We start from the raw sequence: 26,833 nt of genomic DNA on the forward strand, positions 1-26,833 counted from the left end.
CTTTTTCAGCTACGGGGGAACCAGGGGACCATGACACTGAACCTTGAAGGCAAGATCGCGCTCGTCACCGGCGCCTCCCGCGGCATCGGCTATTTCACGGCGCTGGAACTGGCAAAGGCCGGGGCACATGTGATTGCCTGCGCCCGCACCGTAGGCGGCCTTGAGGATCTCGACGACGCCATCAAGGCGGTCGGCGGCTCGGCAACCCTCGTTCCTTTCGACCTTGCCGACATGAACGCGATCGATGCTCTGGGCGCCTCGATCTTCGAGCGCTGGGGCAAGCTCGACATTCTCGTCGCCAATGCCGGTGTGCTCGGCGTGATCTCGCCGATCGGTCATGTCGAAGCAAAGACCTTCGAGAAGGTGATGAATATCAACGTGACCGCGACGTGGCGGCTGATCCGCTCAGTCGATCCGCTGCTGTCGCGCTCGGATGCCGGCCGCGCCGTCATTCTCTCGTCCGGCGCTGCGCACAAGTGTCGTCCGTTCTGGGGTCCCTACTCCGCGTCCAAGGCTGCCGTCGAGGCGCTTGCCCGCACCTGGGCCGGCGAAACGCAGCGCACGCCGCTCCGTATCACCAGCGTCGATCCGGGCGCGACCCGCACTGCCATGCGGGCCCAGGCCGTTCCTGGTGAAGATCCCGAAACGCTGCCGCATCCCTCCGAAGTCGCCAAGGCGATCCTGCCGCTGGTCGGCCCCGATGTGACCGAGACCGGCAAGCTCTTCATCGTGCGCGAGAACAAGCTGGTCGACTACCGCCTGCCGGAATAAGCCTGCGTCAGTTGGCCGTCAAAACCGGGAACAGGTGCGCGAAACCTGTTTCCGATGGGCACAACGCGTTGAGGTCAACGGGGCCTTGAATGCCCTCGAGCCTGCCGTTGTCGGCGAACTGCCAGATTGACCAGTCACCGCAATCGTTCTGGTGGGGCTCCTGCGCGATACTGCGCAGCCAGAGATAGTGATCGGGGAAGCGCGTCTCGTTTCCCTTGATGTACTGCTCGAAGAATTGCTGGTTCAAATAGAAGATCGGCTTGCCTGGATAGGCCCCATTCAGTTCGTCGAAGAAGGCTCTGATTTCCAGGCTCAGTTCGTCTGATGTCGGCACCTTGCCGCAATTGCCGGTGAATTCGAGATCAATCGCGATCGGCAGCGCATCCGCTTCGACCGGCACCGTTTCGATCAGATTGCGCGCCTGATCGCGGCCGGGGCGGCAGAAGGTGAAGAAGTGATAGGCACCGCGCACGATGCCTGCGTCTTTCGCGGCCTTCCAGTTTTCCGCAAAGCGCTTGTCGCGGTGGTCGCCGCCCTCCGTCGCCTTCATGATCGCGAAACGGACGGTCTGCTGACGCGCCAGGGCTTGCCAGTCGATGGCGCCTTGATGATGGCTGATGTCGATACCCTGTATGGGATAGTCCGCGAGCGTCGGGGAAGCGAATGGTGCCATGGCGCGATCGTATGCCAGATAGGATGCGACCGCGACAGCTAGAATCATCGCTGCGAGGACCATTCGATTGAGGTTTTTCACGTCAGGGAGCTTCCTCAGTTTCCTAGCGCGTTGTAGCAGAATTTTGTGGGGCTCGTGCGATTGGCACCGGCCCGGCCCTTCACTTCCGCTTCGGGCGTTCGGCGCTGCAATCGATTCACTGGATCGATTGCTCGGACTGGCGCCGGACCGCTCCTCACCCCCTTGACCAAACCCCGTTGGCGCGCCATAAAACCCGCCATGAAAACGGTTATCTGCATTATCTGCCGGAAGATTATTCGCTAGCGCGCTCGCTGGCCTGGCCGTTTTCGTCTCCTGAAAAGTCCAAGATGAGAAACGCCCCGGCCCGCCGGTGGTAGAGTTTTTTTCGGATCATTGCATTTGGGAGAGTAGACATGGCCGGCGCGCCAGACACTAAGAAGCCGGAACTGAAGCTTTACAACACGCTGACGCGCGAAAAGACGGCCTTTGCGCCGATCGATCCGCAGAACGTCCGCATGTATGTCTGCGGTCCGACTGTCTACGACTTCGCCCACATCGGCAACGCACGCCCGGTCATCGTCTTCGACGTGCTCTTCCGGTTGTTGAACCATGTATACGGCGGCGAGCACGTCACCTATGCGCGCAACATCACCGACGTCGACGACAAGATCAACGCACGTGCTTTGCGCGACTATCCCGCGCTGCCGCTCAATGATGCGATCCGCGCGGTGACGCAGAAGACCGAGAAGCAGTTCCTCGACGACGCCAAGGCGCTCGGCTGCCTTGAGCCCTCGGTCCAGCCGCGCGCGACCGACAATATTGCCAAGATGATCGAGATCATCGAAAGGCTGATCGCCAACGGCCATGCCTACCAGGCATCGGGCGAAGTGCTGTTCGACACGAAATCGATGGTCGATTACGGCCAGCTGTCGAAGCGCAATCTCGACGAACAGCAGGCCGGCGCCCGCATCGCCGTCGACGCGCACAAGAAGAACCCCGGCGATTTCGTGTTGTGGAAGCTCTCAAGCGACAACGAGCCCGGCTGGGAAAGCCCCTGGGGCCGCGGCCGTCCAGGCTGGCACATCGAGTGCTCGGCCATGAGCGAACGCTATCTCGGCGAAGTCTTCGACATTCATGGCGGCGGTTTGGACCTGATCTTTCCGCACCACGAGAACGAGATCGCCCAGTCGCGTTGCGCGCATGGCACCAAGGTCATGGCGAATGTCTGGATGCACAACGGCTTCCTGCAGGTCGAAGGCCGCAAGATGTCGAAGTCCGAAGGCAATTTCGTCACCATCTACGAGCTGCTGCACACCCAGAAGTTCGGCGGCCGCCAATGGCCGGGCGATGTGCTGCGTCTTGCGATGCTCATGACCCATTATCGCGAGCCGATCGATTTCTCGGTCAAGCGGCTCGAGGAAGCCGAACGCCTGCTCGCCAAATGGCCGGCGGCGGATGCGGCAGGCGCGCAGCCGGACGCCGCCGTGGTCAATGCCCTGGCCGACGACCTCAACACGGTGGCGGCAATCCAGGCATTGCACGCGCTTGCCCAATCAGGCAATCACGCCACATTCGCAGCCAGTGCCGCCCTGCTCGGCGTCCTGCCCGAAATGGCGGAGATCGACGAAGCGGTTGCCATCGAGATCGACCGCCGCGTCAAAGCGCGGCTGGAACTGCTGAAGGCGAAGAACTTCGCAGAGGCCGACAAGATCCGCGACACGCTGCTTGCAGAGGGCATCCAGCTCAAGGACGGCAAGGATGCGGCGAGCGGCGAACGCGTGACCAAGTGGGAGGTGAAGAGATGACCACCTACACCGGTGGATGCCAGTGCGGCGCGATCCGCTTCCGCGTTCGCGGGACGCTCAAGGATTCGTCCATCTGTCATTGCCGCATGTGCCAGAAGGCTTTCGGAGCCTATTACGCGCCGCTGGTTTCCGTTCGCGGTGCCGAATTCGAGTGGACGCGTGGCGAGCGCAAGCTTTTTCGCTCCTCCAACCTCGTCCAGCGCGGTTTCTGCGCGGATTGCGGCACGCCTTTGACCTACGAAGCGCCGGATGGAGTGGCGGTGGCGGCGGGTGCCTTCGACGACCCTTCCGCGCTTCCGCCTGTCATCCAGTTCGGCACCGAGCGCAAGATCGATTTCGTCGATCGCCTGCGCGACTTGCCTGCTCGCGAGACCGACGAGGACGCCGAGACTGCGCCCTTCCTGCACGACATCGTCTCCTACCAGCATCCGGACCACGACACGACCACCTGGCCTGAGGAGAGAGACTCGTGACAACGGTTGCGGCTCTGAGCGGAGGTTGCCAATGCGGCGCGGTTCGCTACCGGGCCGTTGGCGAGCTCGACTATCCGCACCTTTGCCACTGCCGCATGTGCCAGAAAGCGGCCGGGAACTACTTCATGCCGCTGGCCGCCGTCAAACGACGGGATTTTGCCCTGACGCGCGGCGAGCCAAAGTGGTTTCATTCGTCCGATATCGTTCGCCGCGGCTTTTGTGCCGACTGTGGGACACCGCTTTTCTATGATGTTCCGGACGCGGACTTCATCAACCTCGTGCTCGGTTCACTGGACGATCCTGATAGCGTCAAGCCGGTGATGCAATCGAACACAGGACGCAGGATGAGTTGGTTTCACGAGCTCGACGCTCTGCCCGTCGAACCGGAACCGGAAACGCCCGATCGCGAGAACGCGATTGCCGCCAGCAATCACCAGCACCCCGACCACGACACAGCCCATTGGCCAACCGGAGCCTCAGCATGAGCGAACCTATTCGAACCGGCGGCTGCCAGTGTGGCGCAGTCAGATTCCGTATCAGCGGCAAGCTTGGCCGCCCTTCGATCTGCCATTGCCGCATGTGCCAGAAGCAGTTCGGCGGCTTCTTTTCCGCGCTAGTGACAACGCCTGAGGAAGGCATGGAGTGGACGCGAGGTGAGCCAAGCTATTTCCAGTCTTCCATCAACATCGAGCGTGGCTTCTGCAAGGACTGCGGCACGCCGATGACCTACCGCCACCCGGGGGGCCTCGAGCTGGCAATCGGTACGTTCGACGATCGAACCGACCTGGCGCCGCAGATCCAGGTCAACTACGACGCACGCATTCCATGGGTCGAGACGATCTTCGACCAACCTGTCCACCAAGATCCGGATTATTACTCGCAGCAGGAGAAGATCATCTCCTTCCAGCACCCCGATCACGATACTGCAATCTGGCCAGCCAAAGGCGTCAAAATATGACTGAAGTGCTCCGTACCCTCTATCCTGAAATCGAACCCTACGCCTCGGGTCACCTCGATGTCGGTGACGGCCACAAGATCTATTGGGAGCGTTCGGGCACACCGGGTGCAAAGCCGGCGGTGTTCCTGCACGGCGGACCGGGCGGCGGTTTCTCGCCGAGCCACCGCCGTCTGTTCGATCCCGCTCTCTACGATGTGCTGCTGTTCGACCAGCGCGGCTGCGGCAAGTCCATGCCATACGCCGATCTCAACGCCAACACCACCTGGCATCTCGTCGCCGACATCGAGCGGCTGCGCGAGATGGCGGGTGTTGAAAAGTGGCAGGTGTTCGGTGGCTCCTGGGGTTCGACGCTGGCGCTTGCATATGCCGAGACGCACCCGGAGCGCGTGTCAGAGCTGGTTGTGCGCGGCATCTACACGCTCACCAAGGCCGAGCTCGACTGGTACTATCAGTTCGGCGTGTCCGAGATGTTCCCCGACAAGTGGGAGCGCTTCATCGCGCCGATCCCGCCGGAGGAGCGCCATGAGATGATGCTGGCCTACAATCGCCGGCTGACCGGCGCTGACCGGGCAGTTGCCCTTGAAGCTGCGCAAGCATGGAGCATTTGGGAAGGCGAGACGATCACTCTGCTGCCGGAGAAGTCCACCAGCGGCAAGTTCGAGGACGCCGACTTCGCCTATGCCTTTTCCCGGATAGAGAACCATTTCTTCGTCAATGCCGGCTGGATGGACGAAGGCCAGCTGCTGCGCGATGCCTACAAGCTGAAGGACATTCCCGGCGTCATAGTGCATGGCCGCTACGACATGCCCTGCCCGGCCAAATATGCCTGGCTGCTGCACAAGGCCTGGCCAACGGCCGAGTTTCATCTGATCGAGGGCGCCGGCCATGCCTATTCTGAGCCCGGCATCCTCGACAGGCTCATCCGCGCCACGGACAAGTTCGCCGGAAAGCAATAACAGGCCGCAAGGCTGACAGGACCACCATCATGACTCGCGAAAAGATCTACCTCTTCGACACGACGCTCCGCGACGGGCAGCAGACGCCCGGCATCGACTTCTCCGTCGAGGACAAGATTGCGATTGCGAGCATGCTGGATGAGTTCGGCCTTGATTATGTCGAAGGTGGCTATCCCGGCGCCAATCCGACCGATACCGCTTTTTTCAGTGAGAAGCGCACGACACAGGCTCGCTTCGTTGCCTTCGGGATGACGAAGCGCGCGGGCATCTCGGCTTCGAACGATCCCGGCCTGGCCAGCCTGCTGCAGGCCAAGAGCGAGGCAATCTGTTTTGTCGCCAAAAGCTGGGATTACCACGTAAAGGTCGCGCTCGGCTGTACCAACGAGGAAAACCTCGAAAGCATTGCCGAAAGCGTCAAGGCCTGCGTCGCCGCCGGCAAGGAAGCCATGGTCGATTGCGAGCATTTCTTCGACGGCTACAAGGCAAATCCCGCGTATGCTATCGACTGTGCAAGGACGGCTTATGAAGCGGGTGCGCGCTGGGTCGTGCTCTGCGATACCAATGGCGGCACTCAGCCGCCGGAGATCCGTGCGATCATCGAAGCGCTAGTCGCCGCTGGCGTTCCGGGAAACTGTCTCGGGATTCATGCCCATAACGATACCGGCCAGGCGGTGGCCAATTCGCTCGCGGCTGTTGAGGCCGGTGTGCGCCAGATCCAGGGCACGTTGAACGGGATCGGTGAGCGCTGCGGCAATGCCAATCTCGTGACTCTGATCCCGACGCTGGCGCTCAAGGAAACCTACGCGCAACGCTTCGAGACTACGATCGACAACGACCGGCTGACCAACCTGACGCGGTTGTCGCATGCGTTCGACGAGCTTCTGAACCGCTCGCCCGATCACCAGATGCCGTATGTGGGCGCCTCCGCTTTCGCGACCAAGGCCGGCATTCATGCTTCCGCTCTGCTGAAAGATCCCCGCACTTACGAGCACGTGGCGCCTGACAGCGTCGGTAATTTCCGCAAGGTCATGGTCTCCGACCAGGGCGGCAAGGCGAACTTCATCAACGCCTTGAAGCGGCGTGGCATCGAGGTCGGCAAGGACGACCCGAAGCTCGACCATCTTATTGCGCTGGTCAAGGATCGCGAGGCGTCCGGCTATGCCTACGAAGGCGCCGATGCGAGCTTCGAGCTTCTGGCCCGCCGCACACTCGGAACCATCCCGGAATTTTTCTCGGTCGATGGCTTCCGCGTCATGGTCGAGCGCCGCTTCGATTCCCACGGCCGTGTGAAGATCGTCTCGGAAGCGGTCGTGAAGATCGTCATTGACGGGCAAACGATCATGTCGGTTGCCGAAGGCGACGGTCCGGTCAACGCGCTTGACCTTGCGCTGCGCAAGGATTTCGGCAAGTACCAACACGAAATCGACGATCTTGTGCTGGCGGACTTCAAGGTGCGTATCCTCAACGGCGGTACCGAAGCCATAACCCGCGTTCTGATCGAATCCACGGACAGCGACGGCGTTCGCTGGTGGACGGTCGGCGTCTCCGAAAACATCATCGACGCGTCGTTCCAGGCGCTGATGGATTCGGTGATCTACAAGCTGATGAAGAACCGCCAGCTGGCCGGCAAGATTGCCGCCGAGTAGGTTTCACGCACCGAAGACAAGGCCCCAATCGACTTCTGAATACCATTCCTTGCCCTGTCGCGGGCCTTTCCAGCGAAGCGCGCGAACCTGATCCATGCCACCCTTGTAGAAGGCGGCTTCCAGTCGCCTGTAGCTATCGAGCGCGCGCTTCACGGCTTCTCCCCAGACAAACGCAACTGGGCAGAGATACTCGGCTGCGTAACCATGTTCCTCGCGCCGGAACAGGAAGAATCCGGCATAGGAAGCAAGCCCCGTCGGCCCTCTCGCGTCGACATCGGGAACACCGAGCGGCAGGATGAGCCGGCCACCGACACGCAACCGCTCCACCCAGGCGTCAACGAGAAAGTGGATGGCGAAATTCACGTAGACGGCGTCTGTGGGCTCGCGCGGCCATTCGAGCCCGTCGCCGTGGACGACACGAACGTTCGGATAGGCGCGGAGATTTTCTTCTGCCCGCGTCGCCAGCTCGGCATCAAACTCCACGGCGGTCACATGGCCGCTACTGCCAACGAGCAGAGACAGGATCGCGGTATAGTAACCGCTGCCGGCGCCTACGTGGCAAACGGTGTCCCCCTCGCAGAGCGCCAGCTTGTGTATCCCCCGGGCGTGAAGGCTCGGGCTACCGTTGTTGATGTGCCGCCGATGCTGAAGCGCAAACAGTGCATCCTGATATACAGCTGCGGGATCGTCCGAGGCAATGTCGACATAACCGCCCCACCCCGCCATTTTCCACGGCGGCGGTCCAAGAAACCGCTCGCGCGGCACTGTCGCAAAGGCTCGCAGCAACGCCTCGTCACTGAGCACGCCTTCCTTCGAAAGCACCTGGGTGGCAAATGCCCTGCGGCTGTTCGCAAGAGCCTCGTCGTCCATGGTCCTCACCAGCGTGAAGGCCGGCATCCATTCACCGAAATGAATTGGCCTATTCACGTCCGTTAGGTTAAGCGGATCCGTAAAGAACAAATATGGAAACACTCGATGTCCGCCAATGCAAGCGCTCCGGTCGCCAAGAATGAAGACAGTCCACGCGGCTTCGCCTTTGCACTAACGGCCTATCTCCTCTGGGGTTTCCTGCCGATCTACATGAAGGCCGTGGCCCATATTTCTCCGGCCGAGGTCATCGCGCATCGCATTCTCTGGTCGCTGCCGCTGGCAGGCCTCGTGCTCATCGTGCTCGGCCGTACGCAGGACATCCGCACGGCCTTGCGGTCGCCGCGGATGCTGGCGATGGCGGCTCTGACCGCATCGCTGATCACGGTGAACTGGGGAACCTATGTCTGGGCGATCGGCACCGGCCATTCGCTCGACGCCGCATTCGGCTACTTCATCAATCCGCTGTTCAGCATCTTCCTCGGCGCCGTCGTGCTGAAGGAGCGGCTGCAACCACTACAGATCGCGGCCATCGTGCTCGCCGGTCTTGCGGTGGTTGTACTGGCACTCGATAGCGGCGGCCTACCGTGGGTGTCGCTGACGCTGACGATCTCCTGGGGTCTATACGCGCTGTTCCGCAAGACCTTGCCGCTTGGTCCGAACCAGGGCTTCTTTCTTGAAGTGCTGATCCTCAGCATTCCGGCATTCTTCTACATACTCTATCTCGAGCTTGGTACGGGCGAAGGGCACCTCTACCGCACGGGTCTGGCGGATACGGTGCTGTTGCTCGGCTGCGGTGTCGTCACCGCCGTGCCGCTCATGATCTACGCGAACGGCGCCAAGCTGCTGCGTCTATCGACGATTGGGATCATGCAGTACATCGCGCCGACGATGATCTTCCTCATCGCGATCTTCATTTTCCACGAGCCGCTCGGCACGGCGCGCATGATCGCCTTCCCGCTGATCTGGGCCGGCCTCGTTCTCTATAGCTGGGCGATGCTGCGCGGCAGCAGGGAGCGCTAAGGGGCGACCGAACGGGCGAGCGAACCAAAATACCGTTCTAACGTCAGAATCGACGGGACGCTGGTCCCTCGCCCCGGTGGCGCCCTACATCTTTGAGATCACCGCATCTTCGCCGTCGCGATCGACAGAGGCGATCTCGGCAGCTTGCGCCATGATGCCGGGGATGATTTCCGAAATGTCGTCGATGACAAGCGGCTGGACGCGATGGGCGGTGTGAACGAAGCCTTCGTCCGTCATATGCCGCAACAGCTCCATCATCGGATCCCAGAAGCCGCCGATGTTGGCGAATACCATCGGCTTCTCATGACGGCCGAGCTGTGCCCATGTCATGATCTCGACGATCTCCTCCAGCGTGCCTATGCCGCCGGGCAGCGCCACGAATGCGTCCGAACGCTCGAACATCGCATGTTTGCGCGTATGCATGTCAGGGGTTACAATCAACTCATTGAGCTGGCCGAGGGAATGGCGCGTAGCCTCCATGTCGATCAGGAACTCCGGAATGATCCCGGTTACCTGGCCCCCGTTCGAAAGCACGCCGCTCGCCACAGCCCCCATGATGCCTTTGGTGCCTCCGCCATAGATGAGGCGTAGGCCATACTCGGCGATTTCCTTACCCAGCGTACGGCCAGCGGCCATGTGGCGAGGATCGCTGCCCGGTCGCGAGCCGCAATAGACACAAATGGAGCGAATGGAATGAGATTGATCTGTCATACGGGCAAACAACTATTCTCTCTGGCTCCAGTCAAGAAAAATGACGGAAAACCTGTCTCTTACATTTGCCCGGCTACTTTGACTGCTTGTGCAAAGCAGCGGGAATCGCTAGCAATTTTAGGAAGTCCGGCAAGATTGCCGCCTGGGGAGACGTGATGATGAGAAACCGTGCCGGCTTGCTGGCTCTTGCAGTGCTTGTAGTCGCAATTCTTTTGATGGTATTTTTCGTCATGCCCCGCATCGGCGGAGACGCCGCAAAAGTTGGTGACGCAATCAACCAGGCCGGCTCCGAGGTGAAGAAGACGGTCACCGAATCGGCAAAGACATCCCGCCCCGCAGCTCCAGACGACGCCGCCACGACACAGACAGTCGGGCGCCTTGCTTCGGAAGCGGGCCAGTCGATTTCGGAACTTAAGGCGCTCTTTGCTGACGGCAAGGGCCCGACCCAGGAAGTTTTCGAAGCAGCTAAATCGAAGGCGACCACGTCTCTCCAGACTCTTGCAGATCTCGCGATCCCGGATGGCACGAATCCGGTCACGGCGGCTGCCGCCACCAAGGCCAAGGATGGCGCCGCCAAGGCTCTGACCATCATCAAGGCCTTGCCGGAAAACACTGCCGATGCGGCAATGGCGGTTGCAAAAGCTGAGGCGACGCTGACCGGCTCCACGGAAACTGGCACGGCGGCGAGCCAGCCGTCGCCGGCGGCTACCCCAACCGAAAATGCGAGCAACCTTCCGACGTTCGACGTGCTACGCGTCGAGCCGGACGGTTCTACCGTCATAGCCGGCTCGGCCGAGCCGAACAGCAAGCTTGAAATCGTCGACGGCGACACGGTCGTCACCACCACCAACGTCGGCCCGACCGGCGATTTTGCTGCGGTGCTGGACAATCCGCTTGCCGCCGGCGATCATCAACTCGTCCTCCGAGCCACCGGCAAGGACGGCAAAGCGTCGACATCTGAAGAGGTTGCCACCGTTTCCGTTCCGAAGGACGGCAAGAGCTCCGAACTGCTGGCGATGGTCTCCAAACCAGGAACTGCGAGCCGCATCATCACGGCACCCAAGCCAGACGCCCAGGTTGCCTCCAATGGCAATGTTGCGCCGTCGGATCAGCCTGCAGCTCCGGCCCAGACACCGAGTTCGACAGATGTTGCGAATGCGCCAGCAGCTGCCGGTGCACAACCCGGCCCTGCTGCGGCCGCTGATGTCATGGTCAACGCCGTCGAGATCGAAGGCGATAAGATCTTTGTCGCTGGCATGGCAAAGCCGTTGGCAAATGTGATTGCCTACGCGGACGACAAGATGATCGGCAAGGCAAAGGCCGGTCCAGATGGTCATTTCGTCGTCGATGGCGTCATGCCGCTTTCCGTCGGCGATCACAAGATTCGCGTGGACGTTCTCGATGACGCCGGCAAGGTCGCTGTTCGCGCCTCCGTCAATTTCAACCGTCCGGAAGGAAATCAGGTGACGGTTGCGGCGCAGGGCGCCGGCTCAACACCCGCAGCCTTACCCGCGACGGTGCCACTCGATGAAAGCGCACTTGGAAAGCTGAAAAGCGACGCCGCCAAGGCCTTCTCTCTGCTGAGCGGACTGTTCGCCGACGGCAAGATACCAGGCGCGGAGCAGCTTGCCGCCGCCCGCTCCGCCAACGAGTTCGCCCTGCGCGCCATCACAGAATTCCGCCCCGCAGCCGATGCGACTGCTGAGTTCAAGCAACAAGCGTCCACCGCAGCACAAACCGCTGCAGGGGCACTGAAGACGGTACAGGCCTTGCCGAAGGATGCGAAATCGGTTGGCGCTGCGTTGGCCCAGCTCGGTACTGATATCGCGCAATTGACGAGCCCTGCGCTGGTGCCAAGTGCGCCCGCGACGAACGAAGTCACAAGCGGTCAGGGCGAGCCGACGACGATCGAGCAGGCGCCGCTTGCTCCGAGTAACGAGACAGTCATTATCCGCCGCGGCGATACGCTCTGGCAGATTTCTCGACGTATCTACGGCGCCGGCGTTCGCTATACGACCATCTACGTCGCCAACGAGGACAAGATCACCAACCCGGACCGTATCCTGCCGGGCCAGATCTTCGGGCTTCCGAAGGATGCCCTGCCTAACGCAGAAGAGCTTCACCGGAAGCGGATGTCCGGCGAACATCTCTAGTACGCTGATACAATAAAAAGAGCGGCCGGACGGAGATCACGTCCGGCCGCTCTTTTCCTCTGGCGTCGATCTGTTGTATTGCTCCCGCCAACCCCTATATGGCGGTGACGACGATCATGTCCGGCGAAGCCTTTCGGCATTTCCGCCGCTCCCAAATTTGTCGGCAACGCAGCGCCATCAGCGCCTTTCGGCGGGAGATTCGCATGGCAAACGGCAAAACAGTCTCTGATTCCAACCTGCTGCGGACGCTGTTCAATCTCTGGCCCTACATGTGGCCGACCGGTCGTACCGATCTCAAGATGCGCGTCGTCTGGGCGTCGGTCTATCTGCTTGTCTCCAAGTTCGTCCTGCTGCTCGTTCCCTATTTCTTCAAGTGGTCTACGGATGCGCTGAACGGCAGGATGGACCTCGCCGGGAAAGTGCCGGACCTTTTCGTCGGGGCGACGGCGTTAGTGATCGCCTACAACGTCACGCGCCTCCTCCAACTCGGTCTGAACCAGTTACGCGATGCACTCTTTGCCAGCGTCGGACAACACGCCGTCCGGCAGTTGGCCTACAAGACGTTCGTGCATATGCACGAACTGTCACTGCGCTTTCACCTGGAACGAAAGACCGGTGGATTGTCGCGGGTCATCGAGCGGGGCACGAAAGGGATCGAGACCATCGTCCGCTTCACGATCCTCAACTCCGTTCCGACGCTGATCGAATTCCTGCTGACCGCCATCATCTTCTGGTGGGGCTATGGGTTTTCCTACCTCGCCGTCACCGCGTTCACAGTCTGGGCCTACATCTGGTTCACGATCCGGGCCAGCGACTGGCGCATCGCCATCCGCCGCACGATGAACGACAGCGACACCGACGCCAACACCAAGGCGATCGACTCTCTCCTCAACTTCGAGACGGTCAAGTACTTCGGCAACGAGGAGATGGAGGCCCGGCGCTTCGACAGGTCGATGGAGCGCTATGAGAAAGCGGCGACTGACGTCTGGACTTCGCTCGGCTGGCTGAACTTCGGCCAGGGCGTAATCTTCGGTCTGGGAACGACTGTCATGTTGATCCTGTCAGCCCTCGCGGTCCAACGCGGCGAACAGACAGTCGGCGATTTCGTCTTCGTTAACGCAATGTTGCTGCAGCTCTCCGTCCCGCTGAACTTCATTGGCTTCGTCTATCGCGAAATTCGCCAGGGGCTGACCGACATCGAGCAGATGTTCGATCTCCTTGAAGTCAAGGCCGAGGTGAAAGACGCACCCGATGCCGCCCCCCTGGATATCAAGCAAGGCGCCATCTCCTTCAAGGACGTGCATTTTTCCTACGACCCCGCCCGACCGATCCTCAAAGGCATTTCCTTCGAGGTGCCGGCCGGCAAGACCGTCGCAGTTGTCGGCCCGTCTGGGGCGGGAAAATCGACATTGTCGCGTCTGCTCTATCGTTTCTACGATATCCAGAGCGGTTCGGTCTCCGTTGACGGCCAGGATGTCAGGGCGGTGACGCAGAAGAGCTTGCGATCGGCGATCGGCATGGTTCCGCAGGATACCGTCCTTTTCAACGATACGGTTGCCTACAACATCCGCTACGGTCGCCCATCCGCCAGCGACGCAGAGGTAAAGACTGCCGCCGAAATCGCGCAGATCGCTCACTTCATCGATCTGTTGCCGGAAGGCTTTGACACCAGGGTCGGCGAGCGCGGCCTGAAGCTGTCCGGCGGCGAAAAGCAGCGCGTCGCAATCGCGCGAACGGTCCTGAAGGCGCCACCGATTCTCATCCTCGACGAGGCCACTTCTGCCCTAGACACCACGACCGAGCGAGACATCCAGACCGCGCTCGATGTGGTATCGAAGAACCGCACGACGCTGGTCATCGCCCACCGCCTGTCGACAGTCATCGGCGCCGACGAGATCATCGTTCTGAAGAGCGGCGAGATTGCTGAACGCGGCACCCACGCAGAACTCCTTCAAAAGAATGGCCTATACGCCTCGATGTGGAACCGACAGCGTGAGGCCACGCAGGCCGAAGAGCACCTGAAGCAGGTCCGCGAAAATGACGATTTGGGTATCGTGAACAGGCTTGCGCCCGCGAACTAGCCTGGCAATTCGACTGCTTTACTGTTCAGAAGCACGTCATAGATGTGGGTCGAGGAGGTGCGGCATTGCCGACGCCGCGGTTTCCTTGTAACCAGCGGTGAGAAAAGAACGCTAGGAGCGCGGTATAGATGAGCTTGTTCAATACGGTACGCAACACCATCGTCCCGGTGCACAAGGAAGGTTATCCCTTCATCGCCGCGTTCTTCGTCGCATCGCTGGTTTTGGGATGGATCTTCAAGCCACTGTTCTGGATCGGTCTGATCCTGACACTCTGGTGTGCCTATTTCTTCCGTGACCCCGAGAGAATGACGCCTCAGGACGACGATCTCGTCATCTCCCCGGCTGATGGCAAGGTTTCATCCGTCCAGATGGTCGTACCGCCGGTCGAGCTGAATCTCGGCAGCGAGCCGATGCTGCGCATCTCGGTGTTCATGAACGTCTTCAACTGCCACGTGAACCGCTCGCCGGTGCGTGGCCGGATCGTCAGCGTGAACTACCGGTCGGGCAGCTTCGTGAACGCTGAGCTCGACAAGGCGAGCGAAGACAACGAACGCAACGGCCTTGTCATCGAGACCAAGCATGGCCAGATCGGTGTCGTGCAGATTGCCGGCCTTGTTGCCCGACGCATCCTTTGCTGGGCAAACCCGAACGACCCGCTGGATGCCGGCGAACGCTTTGGCCTTATTCGCTTCGGTTCGCGTCTTGACGTATTCCTGCCGGCAGGCGCGGCGCCCCGGGTGACGCTCGGCCAGACGGCAATCGCCGGAGAAACCGTGCTGGCCGAATTCGGCTCAGCCAAGGGTCCGGTCGTCAGCCGTCGAAGCTAACAGCACTGGAGAGCGACATGGAAACGCCCTTCCCGCCCTTCGAACCGAACGGCCCTCCGGATGATTCGGGTCGCGGACCACGGCTTCGCGAAATTCCGTTTCGCCTTATCATTCCGAATCTCATCACGATTCTGGCGATCTGTGCCGGCCTCACCGGCATCCGGCTCGCCTTCGAGAACAGGTACGAGCTGGCGGTCGGCATGGTGCTTCTTGCCGCGTTCCTCGATGGGATCGATGGGCGAGTAGCGCGCCTTATGAAGGCAACGTCGAAGTTCGGCGCACAAATGGACTCGCTGGCTGATATCGTGAATTTCGGCGTCGCGCCGGCGCTCGTTGTCTATGTCTTTGCGCTCGATCAGGCCCGTTCGATCGGCTGGATCGCCGCCCTGATCTATTCCATCGCCGCGGGCCTTCGTCTGGCGCGCTTCAACGTCATGGCCGAGCGTGAGAATAAGGCATCGTGGCAGTCGGAGTATTTCGTCGGTGTGCCCGCGCCGGCCGGCGCGATGCTCGTGCTGTTGCCGGTCTACCTCGGCTTCCTCGGCCTCACGACGGATCGCACCTTCGCCTATCTCTCCTCCGCCTATACCGTGCTGATCGCCTTCCTGCTCATCAGCCGCCTGCCGGTCTGGTCCGGCAAATCCGAAGGCAGCAGGCTGCGGCGTGATCTCGTGCTGCCGGTCATGCTTGGCGTCGTTCTATACGTCGCCCTGCTGTCGAGCTTCACCTGGGAGGTCATGGTCGTGACCGCGGTGCTTTACCTTTGCACGCTGCCGTTCGGCGCCCGGAAATGGAAGCGCAAATACGGCACGCTGACGATCGAGGAACCCGGCGTCGGCGAAGACGATATCGGACGCCACATCTGACACTTTCCCGCGCTCCTTGCGGACATAGGCCTGACTCAAGCCTCGCGAATTATGCATTGGATTCATAATTCCTGATATGCGGCGCCTCGATTTTGTCGCTATTGCAGGCAAAAGAGCAATAAATATAAGAGTCTAGGGACAGCACGTGAGGAGAGTATTGTGACCCCGAAGAAGACAAGCGTCGAACAGCCGGCAAAGTCGGACCTCAGCGCTAACTACCGCCCGCTCGGCCTGAAGGCCGTCCTTGCGGCCGCCCTGATGCTCAAGAGCAAGCCACCGCTCGTCAAGAAGCTCGCCTAGCGATCGAAGCCGCCATAGCGGCAGACAACGACAGCCCAGAGCGGGCTTCTATTTCCGTCATCGAATTGAAATTGCAGCGCGCGTCTGATGACGCGCGACTGATTGTTACTGCTTGCCGACAGGCCGGAAGCCTAGGCCGGGTGGAGGAAGCGGACGAGCAGACTGATTGCCAGCAGTCCCATGACAATGCCGATGATGACGTCAAGGACCCGCCAGGCGGCTGGCCTTGCAAAGATCGGCTGCAACAGCCGAGCGCCGTAGCCCAAACCGAAAAACCAGATGAACGACGCGGTCGCGGCGCCGATGCCAAAGGCGATGCGATCCACTCCGTTGTAGGCGGCGGACAGGCTGCCGATCAGGACGACCATATCGAGGTAGACATGCGGGTTTAGGAACGTGAAGGTCAGGCAGGTTGCGACGGCTGCCTTCAGACCCAGTGGTCTCGGAGAATCAGCCTGCATTGCGCCCGGGTGAAAGGCCCTGCGAAATGCCACCACGGCGTATGAACCGAGGAAGATTGCCCCCCCTATCGTCACGACTGAGAGCAGAATTGGCGATTGAGCAACGAGGGTGCCTAGCCCGCCAACGCCGGCCGCAATCAGCGCTGCATCCGACAGTGCGCAGATGAGGCACAAGATGAAAACATGCGACCGGAGCAGACCCTGGCGCAGGATGAATGCGTTCTGCGCTCCGATCGCGATGATGAGCGAGGCGCCAAGGAAGAAGCCGGCAAGTGCGGCCGAAATGGAGATCATGGAATGTTCCGGAAAAATGATGCGGTGGGATTATCGGATTAGAAGAAGCTGAGCTGGCCGTCGTCCGGCTTTTTCTTTTCGGGCCGCGACGGCGGCTTTTCCACGCTCACCCTATCTTGCAGATCAGCGCCCATATTGGCGACTTTGTTGACCTTGTCGGAAACGGGGATTGCCTCGAAAAAATCCTCCTCAACCGGCCTCATCAGGTCGGCAACGTCGCGCGGTTCTTGCGTCTTGCAATCCAACCAGCGGGAAAAGTCTTCGGGTTTGATGACGACAGGCATGCGGTCATGGATCGGAGCGATCGCCGCATTCGCCGCAGTCGTCAGGATCGCGCCGGTATCGACTTCCGAACCGTCGGCAGAGGACCACGTCTCCATCAGGCCCGCGAAGGCGACGACACCGCCGCGGCGCGGCCTGATCCAGTAGGCCTGGGACTTCTCGCCGCTCGCCTTGCTCGGGCGATGCCATTCGTAAAAGCCGGAGGCAGGGACGAGGACGCGCCGGTGGCGCATGGCGGCGCGAAAGGAGGCCTTGCCGATCGCAGTTTCGGCGCGGGCGTTGATCAGCAGCGGAAACTGCTTCGGATCCTTCACCCAACCGGGCGTAAAGCCCCAGCGCACGAGCACCGCGCGCCGTTCCGGAAGGTTGCTGCCCTTTTCGCGGGTTTCATCCGAGACGACAATGAGGACGGGTTGGGTCGGGGCGATGTTGTAGCGCGCGGGAAAGTCCTCGAGATCCATGATCCCGAGGATTTCCTTCAATTCTTCAGGGGATACCGTCAGCGCATAGCGTCCACACATAGGAGTGTCTTTGCACTCCGATCCGCTGCGGTCAAGGTTCGCTCAGCTGCGCGGCGCGAACAGGATCATGGCGGTGCCGCAGAGGCAGACGAGTGCACCACCGATGTCCCAGCGGTCGGGGACACGGTTTTCCACAATCCACAGCCAGATCAGCGAAGCCACGATATAGATGCCACCATAAGCGGCGAAGGTGCGGCCAGCGGCCTCAGTTGGCACGAAGGTAAGGAGCCATGCAAAGAGCGCCAGAGACACCATGCCCGGCGCTAGCCACCAGGCGGGCTTTGCCATCCGCAGCCATGCCCAGAAGGCAAAACAACCGGCAATCTCGAACACTGCAGCAGCGGCATAGATGATATAGGTCACGACAGCTCCTTCGAATCGCCGAGTTCAATATATCCGGTGGAACGGCGGCGGCGCCAAGCAAGCCAACACAAGATCGACGTGGCATCCCATGAGTTCAATTCCGAAGGCCGCATCCTCGGCTATCCTCCAGCGTGGAGACCGGTTCTTGCTCGTGCTCCGGCGCAATCCGCCGTCGGCCGACATGTATGCGTTCCCCGGCGGACGGGCTGAGCCCGGCGAGACGCCCGAGGAAGCTGCCTTGCGCGAACTCGAGGAGGAAACCGGCATAACAGCTCACAGCCCTGAGCTCTTCGCGACATACGATCTGAAGACACATGCCGCCGACGGCGCTGTCGTCAGCCACTTCTTTCTGTCGGTATTTCGCGTCGAGGCCGACGGGGCCGCCATCGCAACCGCAGCCGACGATGCGGCTGCTATCGGCTGGTTCACCGTTGAGGAAATCCGCCGGCTGCCAGTGCCGCAAAGCGTGCTGGAATGTGCCGAACGGCTGGCATCCAGTGGTGAATAAGACAGTGGAAATTCTTGACCGCGCCTTGTTCCCGTCACGGTCAGAGTATCAACTATGAGCATGATTCCCGTTCGACGCGTGTTCTTGTCTCTTGCACTATGCGCAAGCGCCGCCCTACCCGCTCCCGTACGGGCACAGGGTCTAACGCCGACAGTGTTGCCGGAGGAAAATGCGCCAAAAACGGTCACCGTTCCCTACGACGACAAGCTTTCGCGGCTTGCCGAAGTATTGGGGTCGGTTCACTACCTGAGAACTCTCTGCAAGGCGGAAAACAGCGGCGAGTGGCGCGCGCGAATGCAGCAATTGCTTGATTCAGAGGCCAAGGACGAGCCGCAACGCAAGGAACAACTCACTGCCGCGTTCAATCGCGGCTACCGTGCTTTTGCGTCCGTTTATACGGATTGCACGCAGGCAGCCATCGTGGCAGAAGAGCGATACCGTAACGAAGGTGCAACACTTGCCACAGAAATTACGTCGCGGTTCGGAAATTAACGGTTAATTAACCTCTTTTCACTGGCGGCCGTGTCGTTTTGGGAAAAGGCTGATAAGGTTGTTAACTACGCAGTAAGGCATGCAGTTTGAGGAAATGACAATGGAACCAAGCCTCAATGACATCGACGACATGATCGTTCATGAGAAGACTCAGGCGGCCTTGGAGTACCATAACGAAGCCTGGGCCGACGGCATGGCAGACGGGATCGAACCCGAGATCATTGCCGATACAGCAATCATCCATGCGCTACGTGAAACCATTCGACTTCATGGCGAAAACAGCGCGGAAGCGCTATTGGAATCCTTACGCGAGCGCATGCTCGCCGGCGAGTTTTCTCCGACCCGCACCCTGCAATAACGATCACAGAGAGTTTCATGCATTCCGCTAGGGACAATGCTTCGCGGCCCGCGATCGTGCCGCTTTTGCTTGCAATCGGCCTTAGCGCCAGCAGCTTTCTGACCGGGACGTCAGCCCTGGCACTTTCCGAGCTGCAAAAGACTCAAGGACAAACTGAACAGAGCGCTCCCGGGCAAGGCGGCGACAAGCAGGCGCCCTCTCCGACCGCGCCCGGCGTGCCGATGCCCGACCCGTTGGTCAACTCGCAGGCCGGCCAAGGCAACGACAAGACGCCCGGCGCGCAGGACAACTCGAAGCCTGTCGAGGTCATCTACGATATCAGCAAGGTTCCTGAGCCCGTTCGCAAGATGCGGGAACAGATCGTCGAGGCTGCCGCTTCCGGCGATCTCGAGCGGCTGCGTCCCCTGCTCGGCACTGGTGCCACGCAGACACAGGTAACGGTCGGCGAGCCGACGGACGACCCGATCAGCGCGCTGAAAGACCTGTCGGGTGATCCCGAAGGCGATGAGATCCTGGCGATCATGCTTGACGTCATCTCAACCGGCTTTGTCCACGTGGGTCAGGGTACGGCTGACGAGATGTACGTCTGGCCCTACTTCGCCGAAAAGGATCTGAAAGCTCTCACGCCTCCCGAGCGTGTTGAATTGCTGCGAATCGTGACGGCCGGCGACCTTTCCGACATGCAGGAATTCGGCGGCTATAATTTCTATCGGCTGGGCATCACTCCCGACGGTAAGTGGAAGTATTTCACCGCCGGCGACTGAGACTTGCGATCCCCTCAGCGAAGACATACTTCTGAGCGATAACGAACGCGACAGGTGCCGCCATGCCAGCCGTATTTCTGAAGAACCGCTCGCTCGTTCACGTCGGCGGCTTGGAGGCTCAATCCTTCCTGCAGAACCTGATAACCACGGATATTGCCTCGCTTCCAGCCGACGAGGCGCGGCCGGGCGCGCTGTTGACCCCTCAGGGCAAGATCCTGTTCGACTTCATGATCTGGCGGGACGGCGATGGGTTCGTCCTGGAGACCGACGACCATCAGCGGGACGCGCTGCTTAAGCGGCTGACGATGTACAAGCTGAGGGCAGCCGTCGACCTATCGACCGCCGGCGAAGGTGTCACCGTTTCCTGGGAGGGCGAAAGCAAGGGGCCTGTCGACAGCCGCTTTGCCAAGGTCGGTCTTTCGCTCGTTCGGCAGCCGGGGCAGCACGGAATTGATGACCTCGACGCCTACCACGCCGTGCGTATTGCAAACGGAATCGCCGAGTCGGGACAGGACTATGCACTTCAGGACGCATTCCCGCACGATGTGCTGATGGATTTCAACGGTGGCCTGTCCTTCAAGAAGGGCTGCTATGTCGGCCAGGAGGTCGTCTCGCGCATGCAGCATCGTGGAACTGCGCGCCGTCGCGTTGTCACGGTGAAGGCCGAGGCGACCCTGCCACCTTCCGGCACGGAGATCACCGCTGCCGGCAAACCGGTCGGCACGCTTGGGTCGGTCGTGGGGAACGGCGGCCTTGCGATCGTTCGTATCGACCGTGCGGGAGAAGCCATGGCTGCCGAAACGCCACTGCTCGCAGGCGACATCCCCGTAACCCTGGAACTGCCTGCCTGGACCGGGCTGACATTTCCGTCAACGGCGGACGAGGCCAGCGCGTGACGGTAAAGGCGCCGCGCGCGTGGCAGCGCATGCTTTCCGGCCGCCGGCTTGATCTGCTCGACCCTTCACCACTCGACGTTGAGGTGAGCGACATCGCGCATGGGCTCGCGCGCGTTGCCCGCTGGAATGGACAGACGTCGGGAGACCATGCCTTTTCCGTCGCCCAGCATTGCCTTGTCGTGGAGGATATCTTCCGTCGGCTGAACGACACGACAGCCGATCAATGCCTGATGGCGCTGCTCCACGATGCACCCGAATATGTCATCGGCGATATGATTTCACCGTTCAAATCGGTCGTCGGCGGCGGATACAAGGCCGTCGAGAAGCGGCTGGAGGCTGCGGTACACCTTCGCTTTGGCCTGCCACCCCACCCGACACGCGAACTCAAGGAGAGGATCAAGAAGGCCGACACCATCGCCGCCTACTTCGAAGCAACACAGCTTGCCGGGTTCACACCGGCTGAGGCGCAGAAGTTCTTCGGCCAACCGCGCGGGATCACGAAAGACATGCTTCTAATGACACCGCTCCCGGCCGTCGAGGCGCAGCGCCTCTTTTGCGAGCGCTTCGAGACGATCGAGGCCATGCGGGGCAGCAAAGCATGACCACGATCGTTGTCGCCCCTCTCGCCAGGATCGCCGAGATGGCGGTCAGGCACGGCGCGCGTGAGATGATCAGCCTGATGGCGAAGGAGCAGGCCTTTCACCGCCCTGCGGTGATCCAGGCGCACCGGCACTTGCTCCTCAACATGAACGACATCGCCTTCAAGGGAACCGGAAACCTTGTCGCGCCGGATGAAACCCATGTGCGGCAGATCATCGATTTCACCCGTGATTGGGATCGGGTTGCGCCGCTGCTGATCCATTGCTGGATGGGCGTCTCCCGATCACCCGCGGCAGCCTTGATTGCCGCCCTCGCCGTCTTTCCGGAACAAGAGGACATGGTGCTCGTTCGCCGGCTTCGCGCTGCCTCGCCCTTTGCCACACCGAATACACGGCTGGTTCAGATTGGTGACGACGTGCTCGGACGACGGGGACAGCTCGTGGCCGCGGTTCGTTCCATCGGCAGGGGCGCGGACGCGGATGGAAACGCGCCTTTCGCACTCACTTTGAACGACCAAACCGCCGGAACGTTTTGAGTCGATACCGATTAACCCTCTAGAAGAGGTTGATCGATGCCGCTGCAGAACTATCGCGATACGTTTATAAGCTGCTTGGCCACTCTCAAGAGCCTGACAGGCGCGTCGGATGAATATGTCCGTTTTCGCTGGCAGGCGATCTATCTCACGCGGGACCGATTTTCCTATTTTTTCCGCGGGGATCTCGATGGTGTCAAGACGAGCTTCTTTGGCCAGCAGATGGACGTGACAAACGGCGCCATCTGCTCGGTTCCGACACGTTCGATCGCCCTCTATGGAGCGACATTCGGTTTGAATGAGACTATCACGGTCTACGATGGGCCTCAGAGATCAGTCATCGACGTTGCGCATGCATTCAGCGAAGAAGGCGTTGAAGATTACCAGGCCGAGTTCTTCTACGTGAAGATGAGCTTGCTGCACGCGACCGATGACAGCCGAGCGGGATTGGGCGATGATCCCCTTCTGCGTGAGAATACCAATATCATATTCGTGGGGCTCGAAGATCGCGCGACTGCCGATCTGCTCGAAGGGAGCGGCGTCGGGCGATTGATGGCGACTGACAAGCCTATGGCATCAAGCGATTGGTATGCCGAGCGATATTACTATCGCTGAGTCGGTACGAATTACTTGATGACGCCACAGGCGAGGCGCTCACCTGCGTCCCCCGCAGGTTGGCTGCGATAATCATCGGAATTGGAGTGAACGATAAGCGCTCGACCGCGAATGCCGTCGGTCTTGCCGTCGAGGGTGACCATGCTGTCAAAAATTTGCGCCCGCAGAACACCGTCCTGGTCCACATACTGGTTCGGCATGTCTCCGGCATGAGGTCCTTTTGCGGATAACAAGCCGTGTTCGGCATTGGTGGGATTGAAGTGTTTTCCGGCTGACTCGTGATGGCCGGCAGCATCACAATTGCCGGTCTCGTGGACGTGGAAGGCAACCCATTTGTTGGCGGGCAGTTCAGTCACCTCTACTTCGATCAGCACACCGCCGTTTGCCGCGGTCGTCAGCGTCGCCCGGCCGCTTGCTTTCCCGTCCTTGTCAACAAAGTCGGCGGTGGCAGTTTGCTTCTCCTGAGCCATTGCCACCGACGAGACGTATATGAACGCCAGAGCGGCGATCGAGAGTGTTGTTTTCATTGGAGCTTCCTTCCGTGCGTCGTCGTTTCCAACGTGTGAGGCACGAAGCTGTTCCTGAAACGGCAACAAAGAAAAAGCCGGCCTTAGCGGCCGGCTCTGCAAATTTCAGCGTGCACAACGTGATCAGATGTCGAGATCATACTGACCGTAGGTGCTCTTATAGAGATCGGATGAAGCGCTCTGCTGGGACTGCGGATAAAAGTTGACGCTACCGCTCTCGCGCGTGCCCATCATGAACGCAAGCACGCTATCCGACAGCTTGGGCGCGAATTCCTGGCTGCCACCTTCTTCGCCGAGCTGCTTCAGAATGCCCGGCTTCTCATCAGCCGCCCGCTCGCCACGGCTCAACACGCCATCGCCGTTTGTGTCCAGCCGCGACAATGTCGCAAGGTATGCGTAGGACGTATCACTAACCGATGAAACTTGGCTCATACAAACCTCCACTCACCGCCGTTTCGGTGATGTTTGTACGCAATACGAAATGGGGAAATTGAAAGACTAAGCGGTCGTTAAACTGATTTGCGCACTGCGTCAATAAGCTGTTAACACGCCATTAACTATGATTGACAAAGTGTGATCTTCCAGCATCGGTTGCCCGGGCCCTACGTTCAATTCGCCTGGTTCTGAAGGCAATACGACAACATCCACTCAAATATAGTGCCCACGATATATTCGTTTGCGGTGCAATAGAATTTTAATGCGACCGAGGGATTATCTCCTCCACGGTGCGCTGCGCCACGTGAGTTTTTAAATTGCCCAGACAATAGTTTTTCGATTGCTTCAAAAGGTTCTTTCATGTCTGACGCGCAGCGTCGCAATTGCAGGCTAGTAGGCGACTCTCAGGATTCCGCTCAACGGCTTTTCTCTCCCGAAATCGAGATTGCCGCATATGGATGCTGAGACCCTCTTCCGGCAGCAATGTACGAGCGCTGTCGGCGGGGACGGCTCTGCAAACGCTGAGCGTCTGGTGGATCTCGTTGTCGAGACGTATCGGCTGCAGGCAGGAAAAGCGCGGGCGACCGAGCATCGATTTCAGCGGCTGAGCCACGACACCGACAGACTGAAAGGCACGCTTGCCGAAACGACGGCAAAACTCACGGAACAGCGACGCCTCTTTCAGATCGTACTCGACAACCTGCCAGAAGGGCTGAGCGTCTTTGACGCAGAACAACGCCTGATCGTCTGCAACACGCGCTTCCGACAGCTTTTCGGGTTCAGCGCTGATGGCGCATCGCCCGGGGCCTCCATGGGATGGCTGATTGGGAAGGTTCGCGGCACCGAGCGAGTCGAGCAAAAGGTTTCCCGTTTGCGTGACGCCAGCCCGCAGGGCGGACACATCCGTCACCGCGAATGGATGATGGATGACGGACGGACGATCCGGAGCGTTATCACCGTTCTGCCCGATGGCAGCAACATTTCCATCCACGCAGACATCACCGAGGAGCGCCGGGCGGCCGAACGGATCGCCTACCTTGCTCATCACGATCCGCTGACTGGGCTTCCAAACCGCATCAGCCTCAGGGAACGCATCGACGCAGCACTGCTCGGCCGCAAACCGGACGAACAGATCGCACTCGTACACCTCAATCTTGACCGCTTCAAATCGATCAACAACACCCTCGGCGTTTCGGCCGGAGACAAGATCCTGCGGCAGGTGGCCGAGCGCATCCGCATGTCGGCAGGCGCCGGCAACGTCTTGGCGCGCCTCGGCTCCGACGAATTCGCGATTTTGCAATCCGGCCGCCAGCAGCCATGGAATGTCACGGCTCTTGCCGATCAAATCCGGCGGGAACTGTCGGAACCGTTCTTCCGGGGCGAGAAGGCCGTCGAGCTCAGCGTGTCGATGGGTATCGCCATCAGTTCACAAGATGGAACGGAGACCGATATCCTGCTGAAGCATGCCGGGGTCGCACTGTCGCACGCCAAGAGCAGCGGCGGAAAGGGCGAGCGCTTTTTCACCGCCGACATGGAAGCGCAAATCGAGGCGCGGCATGCACTGGAAGCGGATTTGCGAAAGGCCGTCGAGCGCGAGGAATTCGAGCTCCACTATCAGCCGCTCTACGACCTCAGCCAGCAACGTATCTGCGGGTTCGAGGCGCTCGTGCGGTGGAACCACCCGACGCGCGGTCGGGTGCCGCCGCTGGAATTCATCCCCCTCGCCGAAGAGGTCGGTCTCGTGGTCGACATTGGCCGCTGGGTGCTGCGCCGCGCGTGCCGCGATGCCGTTTACTGGCCTGAGGATATCAAGGTCGCGGTCAACGTATCGGCCATTCAATTCACGGACAGTGACCTCCCAAGCGACGTCGCGGCAGCCCTTGCTGAAGCCGGGCTTGCGGCCGGTCGCTTGGAAATCGAGATCACCGAAAGCGTGCTGATGGAAAATCTCGATGAGGCTCTGCCGATCCTGCACGTGCTCAAGCAAAGCGGCATTCGCATCGGCATGGACGATTTTGGCACCGGCTATTCGTCCCTCAGCTATCTCCGGCGGTTTCCGTTCGACAAGATCAAGATCGACAAGTCGTTCGTCAACGGCATCGTCGAAGACAAGGAAGCCTTTGCGATCATGCGCGCCATCATTCTTCTCGGTGACGCGCTCGGCATGCGCGTAACGGTGGAGGGGGTAGAAACGGCCGAGCAAATGGCCTTACTTCGGTCTGAAGCGTGCGATGAAATCCAAGGCTATCACATCAGCCCGCCACGGCCTGCCGTTGAGGTCCCTTACCTGCTGTCACAGCTGCCGGAACACGAAAGGTTCAAGGCGAGCTGAACGGCAGCTCGTTGCGACTCTTGGTTCCGGCGTTTATGGAAGGACACCATTCTTCCAACACGGTGATCCCATGTTCCAGGCCAAGGCCTTCGCTCCTTTTGAAAAGCTTGCCAGCGATCTCGTGATCCACTCGTCAGAAGGCGACGACGGTTCGCATGACATTGCGCATGTGCTGCGGGTCTTCAAGAACGCAATGCGGATCCAGGCTCTCGAGGGTGGTGATGCGAGAATCCTTGCTGCCGCCGTCCTCCTGCATGACTGCGTCGCCGTGGAAAAGAACTCCCCTATGCGATCGAAGGCCTCTCTGCTGGCGGCAGAGAAGGCATCGGCCGTTCTCGCTGAGCTTGACTGGGACGGCGACGACATCGCAGCCGTGGCGCACGCCATTGTCACGCATAGCTTCTCGGCCAACGTTGCGCCAGAAACACTGGAGGCGAAAATACTGCAGGATGCCGACCGGCTGGATGCAATAGGTATGATCGGGGCTGGTCGCTGCTTCTACATCGGTGGCCGAATGTCATCGGCACTCTACGATCCATTCGATCCTTCCGGCAGCAATCGCCAACTGGACGACAAGCGCTTCGTCATCGACCACTTTCAGACCAAACTGTTCAAACTGGCCGATGGCTTTCAAACTAAGGCCGGACGCGCGCTTGCGGCAGAGCGCGATCAACGGCTACGCGACTTCCTCGCGGCATTCATGGACGAAATCTAGGAGCACT

The 26,833-nt window shown here is 60.3% G+C and carries 31 protein-coding genes; 23 read left to right on the top strand and 8 right to left on the bottom strand.

The annotated features are described in order from the left end of the window. The first annotated feature begins 30 nt into the window (after positions 1–30). Entirely contained in the window at positions 31–771 is a 741-nt protein-coding gene (locus tag FHT76_RS09540; RefSeq protein ID WP_183859419.1) for an SDR family NAD(P)-dependent oxidoreductase, read from the top strand. Positions 772–778: 7 nt separating this feature from the next. Here the strand turns inward: FHT76_RS09540 and FHT76_RS09545 are convergent, their stop codons facing one another. Beyond that, positions 779–1,525 carry a GH25 family lysozyme gene (locus FHT76_RS09545; protein WP_405049285.1) on the bottom strand — a complete coding sequence of 249 codons (747 nt, stop codon included), beginning with the start codon at positions 1,523–1,525 and terminating at the stop codon, positions 779–781. A gap of 353 nt (positions 1,526–1,878) precedes the next feature. On the opposite strand from FHT76_RS09545, the gene cysS reads away from it, so the two are divergent. The 6 genes from cysS to cimA are packed head-to-tail and all read left to right on the top strand — an operon-like array spanning position 1,879 to position 7,303. Beyond that, complete coding sequence (cysS, locus tag FHT76_RS09550) at positions 1,879–3,270, top strand: cysteine--tRNA ligase (RefSeq protein WP_183859421.1); 1,392 nt, start codon at positions 1,879–1,881, stop codon at positions 3,268–3,270. After that, a complete protein-coding gene (locus tag FHT76_RS09555) occupies positions 3,267–3,743 on the top strand; it encodes a GFA family protein (protein ID WP_183859423.1) in 477 nt (158 codons plus the stop codon). The genes cysS and FHT76_RS09555 overlap by 4 nt, the downstream gene beginning before the upstream one ends. After that, positions 3,740–4,228 (top strand): GFA family protein, encoded by a 489-nt coding sequence (locus FHT76_RS09560; protein WP_183859425.1) that lies wholly within the window; start codon positions 3,740–3,742, stop codon positions 4,226–4,228. Before FHT76_RS09555 ends, FHT76_RS09560 begins: the two co-directional genes overlap by 4 nt. Next, positions 4,225–4,701, top strand: a complete 477-nt coding sequence (locus FHT76_RS09565) for a GFA family protein (protein WP_183751600.1) — start codon at positions 4,225–4,227, stop codon at positions 4,699–4,701. Before FHT76_RS09560 ends, FHT76_RS09565 begins: the two co-directional genes overlap by 4 nt. Then, the gene (pip, locus tag FHT76_RS09570) at positions 4,698–5,657 is read left to right on the top strand and encodes a prolyl aminopeptidase (protein WP_183751602.1); all 960 of its coding nucleotides are present in this window, start codon (positions 4,698–4,700) and stop codon (positions 5,655–5,657) included. The genes FHT76_RS09565 and pip overlap by 4 nt, the downstream gene beginning before the upstream one ends. A 29-nt stretch (positions 5,658–5,686) precedes the next feature. Next, positions 5,687–7,303 (top strand): citramalate synthase, encoded by a 1,617-nt coding sequence (gene cimA, locus FHT76_RS09575; protein ID WP_259185572.1) that lies wholly within the window; start codon positions 5,687–5,689, stop codon positions 7,301–7,303. Positions 7,304–7,306: 3 nt separating this feature from the next. On the opposite strand, the gene FHT76_RS09580 is transcribed toward cimA, so the two are convergent. After that, entirely contained in the window at positions 7,307–8,173 is an 867-nt protein-coding gene (locus tag FHT76_RS09580) for a protein-L-isoaspartate O-methyltransferase (protein ID WP_183859429.1), read from the bottom strand. A gap of 105 nt (positions 8,174–8,278) precedes the next feature. Here FHT76_RS09580 and rarD point away from each other — a divergent pair, with 105 nt between their 5' ends. Then, positions 8,279–9,193 (top strand): EamA family transporter RarD, encoded by a 915-nt coding sequence (rarD, locus tag FHT76_RS09585; RefSeq protein WP_259185573.1) that lies wholly within the window; start codon positions 8,279–8,281, stop codon positions 9,191–9,193. Positions 9,194–9,277: 84 nt separating this feature from the next. Here the strand turns inward: rarD and FHT76_RS09590 are convergent, their stop codons facing one another. Then, positions 9,278–9,904, bottom strand: a complete 627-nt coding sequence (locus tag FHT76_RS09590; RefSeq protein ID WP_183751610.1) for a TIGR00730 family Rossman fold protein — start codon at positions 9,902–9,904, stop codon at positions 9,278–9,280. Positions 9,905–10,059: 155 nt separating this feature from the next. On the opposite strand from FHT76_RS09590, the gene FHT76_RS09595 reads away from it, so the two are divergent. The 5 genes from FHT76_RS09595 to FHT76_RS09615 all read left to right on the top strand — a co-directional run bounded on the left by FHT76_RS09595 (position 10,060) and on the right by FHT76_RS09615 (position 16,131). After that, entirely contained in the window at positions 10,060–12,057 is a 1,998-nt protein-coding gene (locus FHT76_RS09595; RefSeq protein ID WP_183859431.1) for a LysM peptidoglycan-binding domain-containing protein, read from the top strand. A 203-nt stretch (positions 12,058–12,260) separates the two neighbouring features. Beyond that, a complete protein-coding gene (locus FHT76_RS09600) occupies positions 12,261–14,138 on the top strand; it encodes an ABC transporter ATP-binding protein/permease (protein ID WP_183859433.1) in 1,878 nt (625 codons plus the stop codon). Positions 14,139–14,266: 128 nt separating this feature from the next. Further along, a complete protein-coding gene (locus FHT76_RS09605; RefSeq protein ID WP_016553405.1) occupies positions 14,267–14,965 on the top strand; it encodes a phosphatidylserine decarboxylase in 699 nt (232 codons plus the stop codon). Positions 14,966–14,982: 17 nt separating this feature from the next. After that, positions 14,983–15,831, top strand: coding sequence for a CDP-diacylglycerol--serine O-phosphatidyltransferase (gene pssA, locus FHT76_RS09610; protein ID WP_114712176.1), 849 nt, complete (start codon positions 14,983–14,985; stop codon positions 15,829–15,831). A 159-nt stretch (positions 15,832–15,990) separates the two neighbouring features. Then, entirely contained in the window at positions 15,991–16,131 is a 141-nt protein-coding gene (locus FHT76_RS09615; RefSeq protein ID WP_183751616.1) for a hypothetical protein, read from the top strand. Positions 16,132–16,262: 131 nt separating this feature from the next. Here FHT76_RS09615 and FHT76_RS09620 read toward each other — a convergent pair whose 3' ends face one another. From FHT76_RS09620 to FHT76_RS09630, 3 genes are read right to left on the bottom strand one after another with little or no spacing between them, the layout of a single operon-like run. Further along, entirely contained in the window at positions 16,263–16,886 is a 624-nt protein-coding gene (locus tag FHT76_RS09620) for a LysE/ArgO family amino acid transporter (RefSeq protein ID WP_183859435.1), read from the bottom strand. Between the two features lie 38 nt (positions 16,887–16,924). Beyond that, positions 16,925–17,689, bottom strand: a complete 765-nt coding sequence (locus FHT76_RS09625) for an SOS response-associated peptidase (RefSeq protein ID WP_183859437.1) — start codon at positions 17,687–17,689, stop codon at positions 16,925–16,927. Between the two features lie 42 nt (positions 17,690–17,731). After that, on the bottom strand, positions 17,732–18,052 hold the full coding sequence (locus tag FHT76_RS09630; RefSeq protein ID WP_183859439.1) for a YnfA family protein: 321 nt from the start codon (positions 18,050–18,052) through the stop codon (positions 17,732–17,734). Between the two features lie 88 nt (positions 18,053–18,140). Between FHT76_RS09630 and FHT76_RS09635 the strand changes: the two genes are divergently transcribed. From FHT76_RS09635 to FHT76_RS09670, 8 genes are all read left to right on the top strand, one after another. Next, a complete protein-coding gene (locus FHT76_RS09635; protein ID WP_183859441.1) occupies positions 18,141–18,560 on the top strand; it encodes an NUDIX domain-containing protein in 420 nt (139 codons plus the stop codon). Positions 18,561–18,620: 60 nt separating this feature from the next. Next, on the top strand, positions 18,621–19,052 hold the full coding sequence (locus FHT76_RS09640) for a TIGR02301 family protein (RefSeq protein WP_183860717.1): 432 nt from the start codon (positions 18,621–18,623) through the stop codon (positions 19,050–19,052). A gap of 100 nt (positions 19,053–19,152) precedes the next feature. Next, entirely contained in the window at positions 19,153–19,410 is a 258-nt protein-coding gene (locus FHT76_RS09645; protein ID WP_114712503.1) for a hypothetical protein, read from the top strand. Between the two features lie 17 nt (positions 19,411–19,427). Further along, entirely contained in the window at positions 19,428–20,174 is a 747-nt protein-coding gene (locus FHT76_RS09650) for a hypothetical protein (RefSeq protein ID WP_183859443.1), read from the top strand. A 62-nt stretch (positions 20,175–20,236) separates the two neighbouring features. Continuing rightward, on the top strand, positions 20,237–21,070 hold the full coding sequence (locus FHT76_RS09655; RefSeq protein WP_183859445.1) for a folate-binding protein YgfZ: 834 nt from the start codon (positions 20,237–20,239) through the stop codon (positions 21,068–21,070). Further along, entirely contained in the window at positions 21,067–21,672 is a 606-nt protein-coding gene (locus tag FHT76_RS09660) for a YfbR-like 5'-deoxynucleotidase (protein ID WP_183859447.1), read from the top strand. Before FHT76_RS09655 ends, FHT76_RS09660 begins: the two co-directional genes overlap by 4 nt. After that, a complete protein-coding gene (locus FHT76_RS09665) occupies positions 21,669–22,205 on the top strand; it encodes a tyrosine phosphatase family protein (protein WP_183859448.1) in 537 nt (178 codons plus the stop codon). Before FHT76_RS09660 ends, FHT76_RS09665 begins: the two co-directional genes overlap by 4 nt. 36 nt (positions 22,206–22,241) lie before the next feature. Continuing rightward, positions 22,242–22,817 (top strand): hypothetical protein, encoded by a 576-nt coding sequence (locus tag FHT76_RS09670; RefSeq protein ID WP_183859450.1) that lies wholly within the window; start codon positions 22,242–22,244, stop codon positions 22,815–22,817. Positions 22,818–22,828: 11 nt separating this feature from the next. Here the strand turns inward: FHT76_RS09670 and FHT76_RS09675 are convergent, their stop codons facing one another. Both FHT76_RS09675 and FHT76_RS09680 read right to left on the bottom strand, forming a co-directional pair. Beyond that, entirely contained in the window at positions 22,829–23,344 is a 516-nt protein-coding gene (locus FHT76_RS09675) for a superoxide dismutase family protein (protein WP_183859452.1), read from the bottom strand. A 123-nt stretch (positions 23,345–23,467) separates the two neighbouring features. After that, the gene (locus FHT76_RS09680) at positions 23,468–23,776 is read right to left on the bottom strand and encodes a hypothetical protein (protein ID WP_183751638.1); all 309 of its coding nucleotides are present in this window, start codon (positions 23,774–23,776) and stop codon (positions 23,468–23,470) included. Positions 23,777–24,233: 457 nt separating this feature from the next. Here FHT76_RS09680 and FHT76_RS09685 point away from each other — a divergent pair, with 457 nt between their 5' ends. Further along, complete coding sequence (locus FHT76_RS09685) at positions 24,234–26,111, top strand: bifunctional diguanylate cyclase/phosphodiesterase (protein WP_183859454.1); 1,878 nt, start codon at positions 24,234–24,236, stop codon at positions 26,109–26,111. A gap of 70 nt (positions 26,112–26,181) precedes the next feature. Next, a complete protein-coding gene (locus FHT76_RS09690; protein WP_183859456.1) occupies positions 26,182–26,826 on the top strand; it encodes an HD domain-containing protein in 645 nt (214 codons plus the stop codon). The last annotated feature ends 7 nt before the right edge of the window (positions 26,827–26,833 follow it).

The sequence above is a fragment of the Rhizobium sp. BK176 genome, from assembly GCF_024808055.1.

Excerpts from the sequence above, each read along its gene's own strand:
- rarD (WP_259185573.1), top strand. The coding sequence starts at position 8,279 with ATGTCCGCCAATGCAAGCGCTCCGGTCGCCAAGAATGAAGACAGTCCA.
- FHT76_RS09590 (WP_183751610.1), bottom strand. The coding sequence starts at position 9,904 with ATGACAGATCAATCTCATTCCATTCGCTCCATTTGTGTCTATTGCGGC.
- FHT76_RS09595 (WP_183859431.1), top strand. The coding sequence starts at position 10,060 with ATGATGAGAAACCGTGCCGGCTTGCTGGCTCTTGCAGTGCTTGTAGTC.
- FHT76_RS09670 (WP_183859450.1), top strand. The coding sequence starts at position 22,242 with ATGCCGCTGCAGAACTATCGCGATACGTTTATAAGCTGCTTGGCCACT.
- FHT76_RS09640 (WP_183860717.1), top strand. The coding sequence starts at position 18,621 with ATGATTCCCGTTCGACGCGTGTTCTTGTCTCTTGCACTATGCGCAAGC.
- FHT76_RS09680 (WP_183751638.1), bottom strand. The coding sequence starts at position 23,776 with ATGAGCCAAGTTTCATCGGTTAGTGATACGTCCTACGCATACCTTGCG.
- FHT76_RS09650 (WP_183859443.1), top strand. The coding sequence starts at position 19,428 with ATGCATTCCGCTAGGGACAATGCTTCGCGGCCCGCGATCGTGCCGCTT.
- FHT76_RS09600 (WP_183859433.1), top strand. The coding sequence starts at position 12,261 with ATGGCAAACGGCAAAACAGTCTCTGATTCCAACCTGCTGCGGACGCTG.
- pip (WP_183751602.1), top strand. The coding sequence starts at position 4,698 with ATGACTGAAGTGCTCCGTACCCTCTATCCTGAAATCGAACCCTACGCC.
- FHT76_RS09625 (WP_183859437.1), bottom strand. The coding sequence starts at position 17,689 with ATGTGTGGACGCTATGCGCTGACGGTATCCCCTGAAGAATTGAAGGAA.
- FHT76_RS09665 (WP_183859448.1), top strand. The coding sequence starts at position 21,669 with ATGACCACGATCGTTGTCGCCCCTCTCGCCAGGATCGCCGAGATGGCG.
- FHT76_RS09675 (WP_183859452.1), bottom strand. The coding sequence starts at position 23,344 with ATGAAAACAACACTCTCGATCGCCGCTCTGGCGTTCATATACGTCTCG.
- FHT76_RS09605 (WP_016553405.1), top strand. The coding sequence starts at position 14,267 with ATGAGCTTGTTCAATACGGTACGCAACACCATCGTCCCGGTGCACAAG.
- FHT76_RS09685 (WP_183859454.1), top strand. The coding sequence starts at position 24,234 with ATGGATGCTGAGACCCTCTTCCGGCAGCAATGTACGAGCGCTGTCGGC.
- FHT76_RS09635 (WP_183859441.1), top strand. The coding sequence starts at position 18,141 with ATGAGTTCAATTCCGAAGGCCGCATCCTCGGCTATCCTCCAGCGTGGA.
- FHT76_RS09655 (WP_183859445.1), top strand. The coding sequence starts at position 20,237 with ATGCCAGCCGTATTTCTGAAGAACCGCTCGCTCGTTCACGTCGGCGGC.
- FHT76_RS09540 (WP_183859419.1), top strand. The coding sequence starts at position 31 with ATGACACTGAACCTTGAAGGCAAGATCGCGCTCGTCACCGGCGCCTCC.
- FHT76_RS09565 (WP_183751600.1), top strand. The coding sequence starts at position 4,225 with ATGAGCGAACCTATTCGAACCGGCGGCTGCCAGTGTGGCGCAGTCAGA.
- FHT76_RS09645 (WP_114712503.1), top strand. The coding sequence starts at position 19,153 with ATGGAACCAAGCCTCAATGACATCGACGACATGATCGTTCATGAGAAG.
- pssA (WP_114712176.1), top strand. The coding sequence starts at position 14,983 with ATGGAAACGCCCTTCCCGCCCTTCGAACCGAACGGCCCTCCGGATGAT.
- FHT76_RS09580 (WP_183859429.1), bottom strand. The coding sequence starts at position 8,173 with ATGGACGACGAGGCTCTTGCGAACAGCCGCAGGGCATTTGCCACCCAG.
- FHT76_RS09620 (WP_183859435.1), bottom strand. The coding sequence starts at position 16,886 with ATGATCTCCATTTCGGCCGCACTTGCCGGCTTCTTCCTTGGCGCCTCG.
- FHT76_RS09555 (WP_183859423.1), top strand. The coding sequence starts at position 3,267 with ATGACCACCTACACCGGTGGATGCCAGTGCGGCGCGATCCGCTTCCGC.
- cysS (WP_183859421.1), top strand. The coding sequence starts at position 1,879 with ATGGCCGGCGCGCCAGACACTAAGAAGCCGGAACTGAAGCTTTACAAC.
- FHT76_RS09690 (WP_183859456.1), top strand. The coding sequence starts at position 26,182 with ATGTTCCAGGCCAAGGCCTTCGCTCCTTTTGAAAAGCTTGCCAGCGAT.
- cimA (WP_259185572.1), top strand. The coding sequence starts at position 5,687 with ATGACTCGCGAAAAGATCTACCTCTTCGACACGACGCTCCGCGACGGG.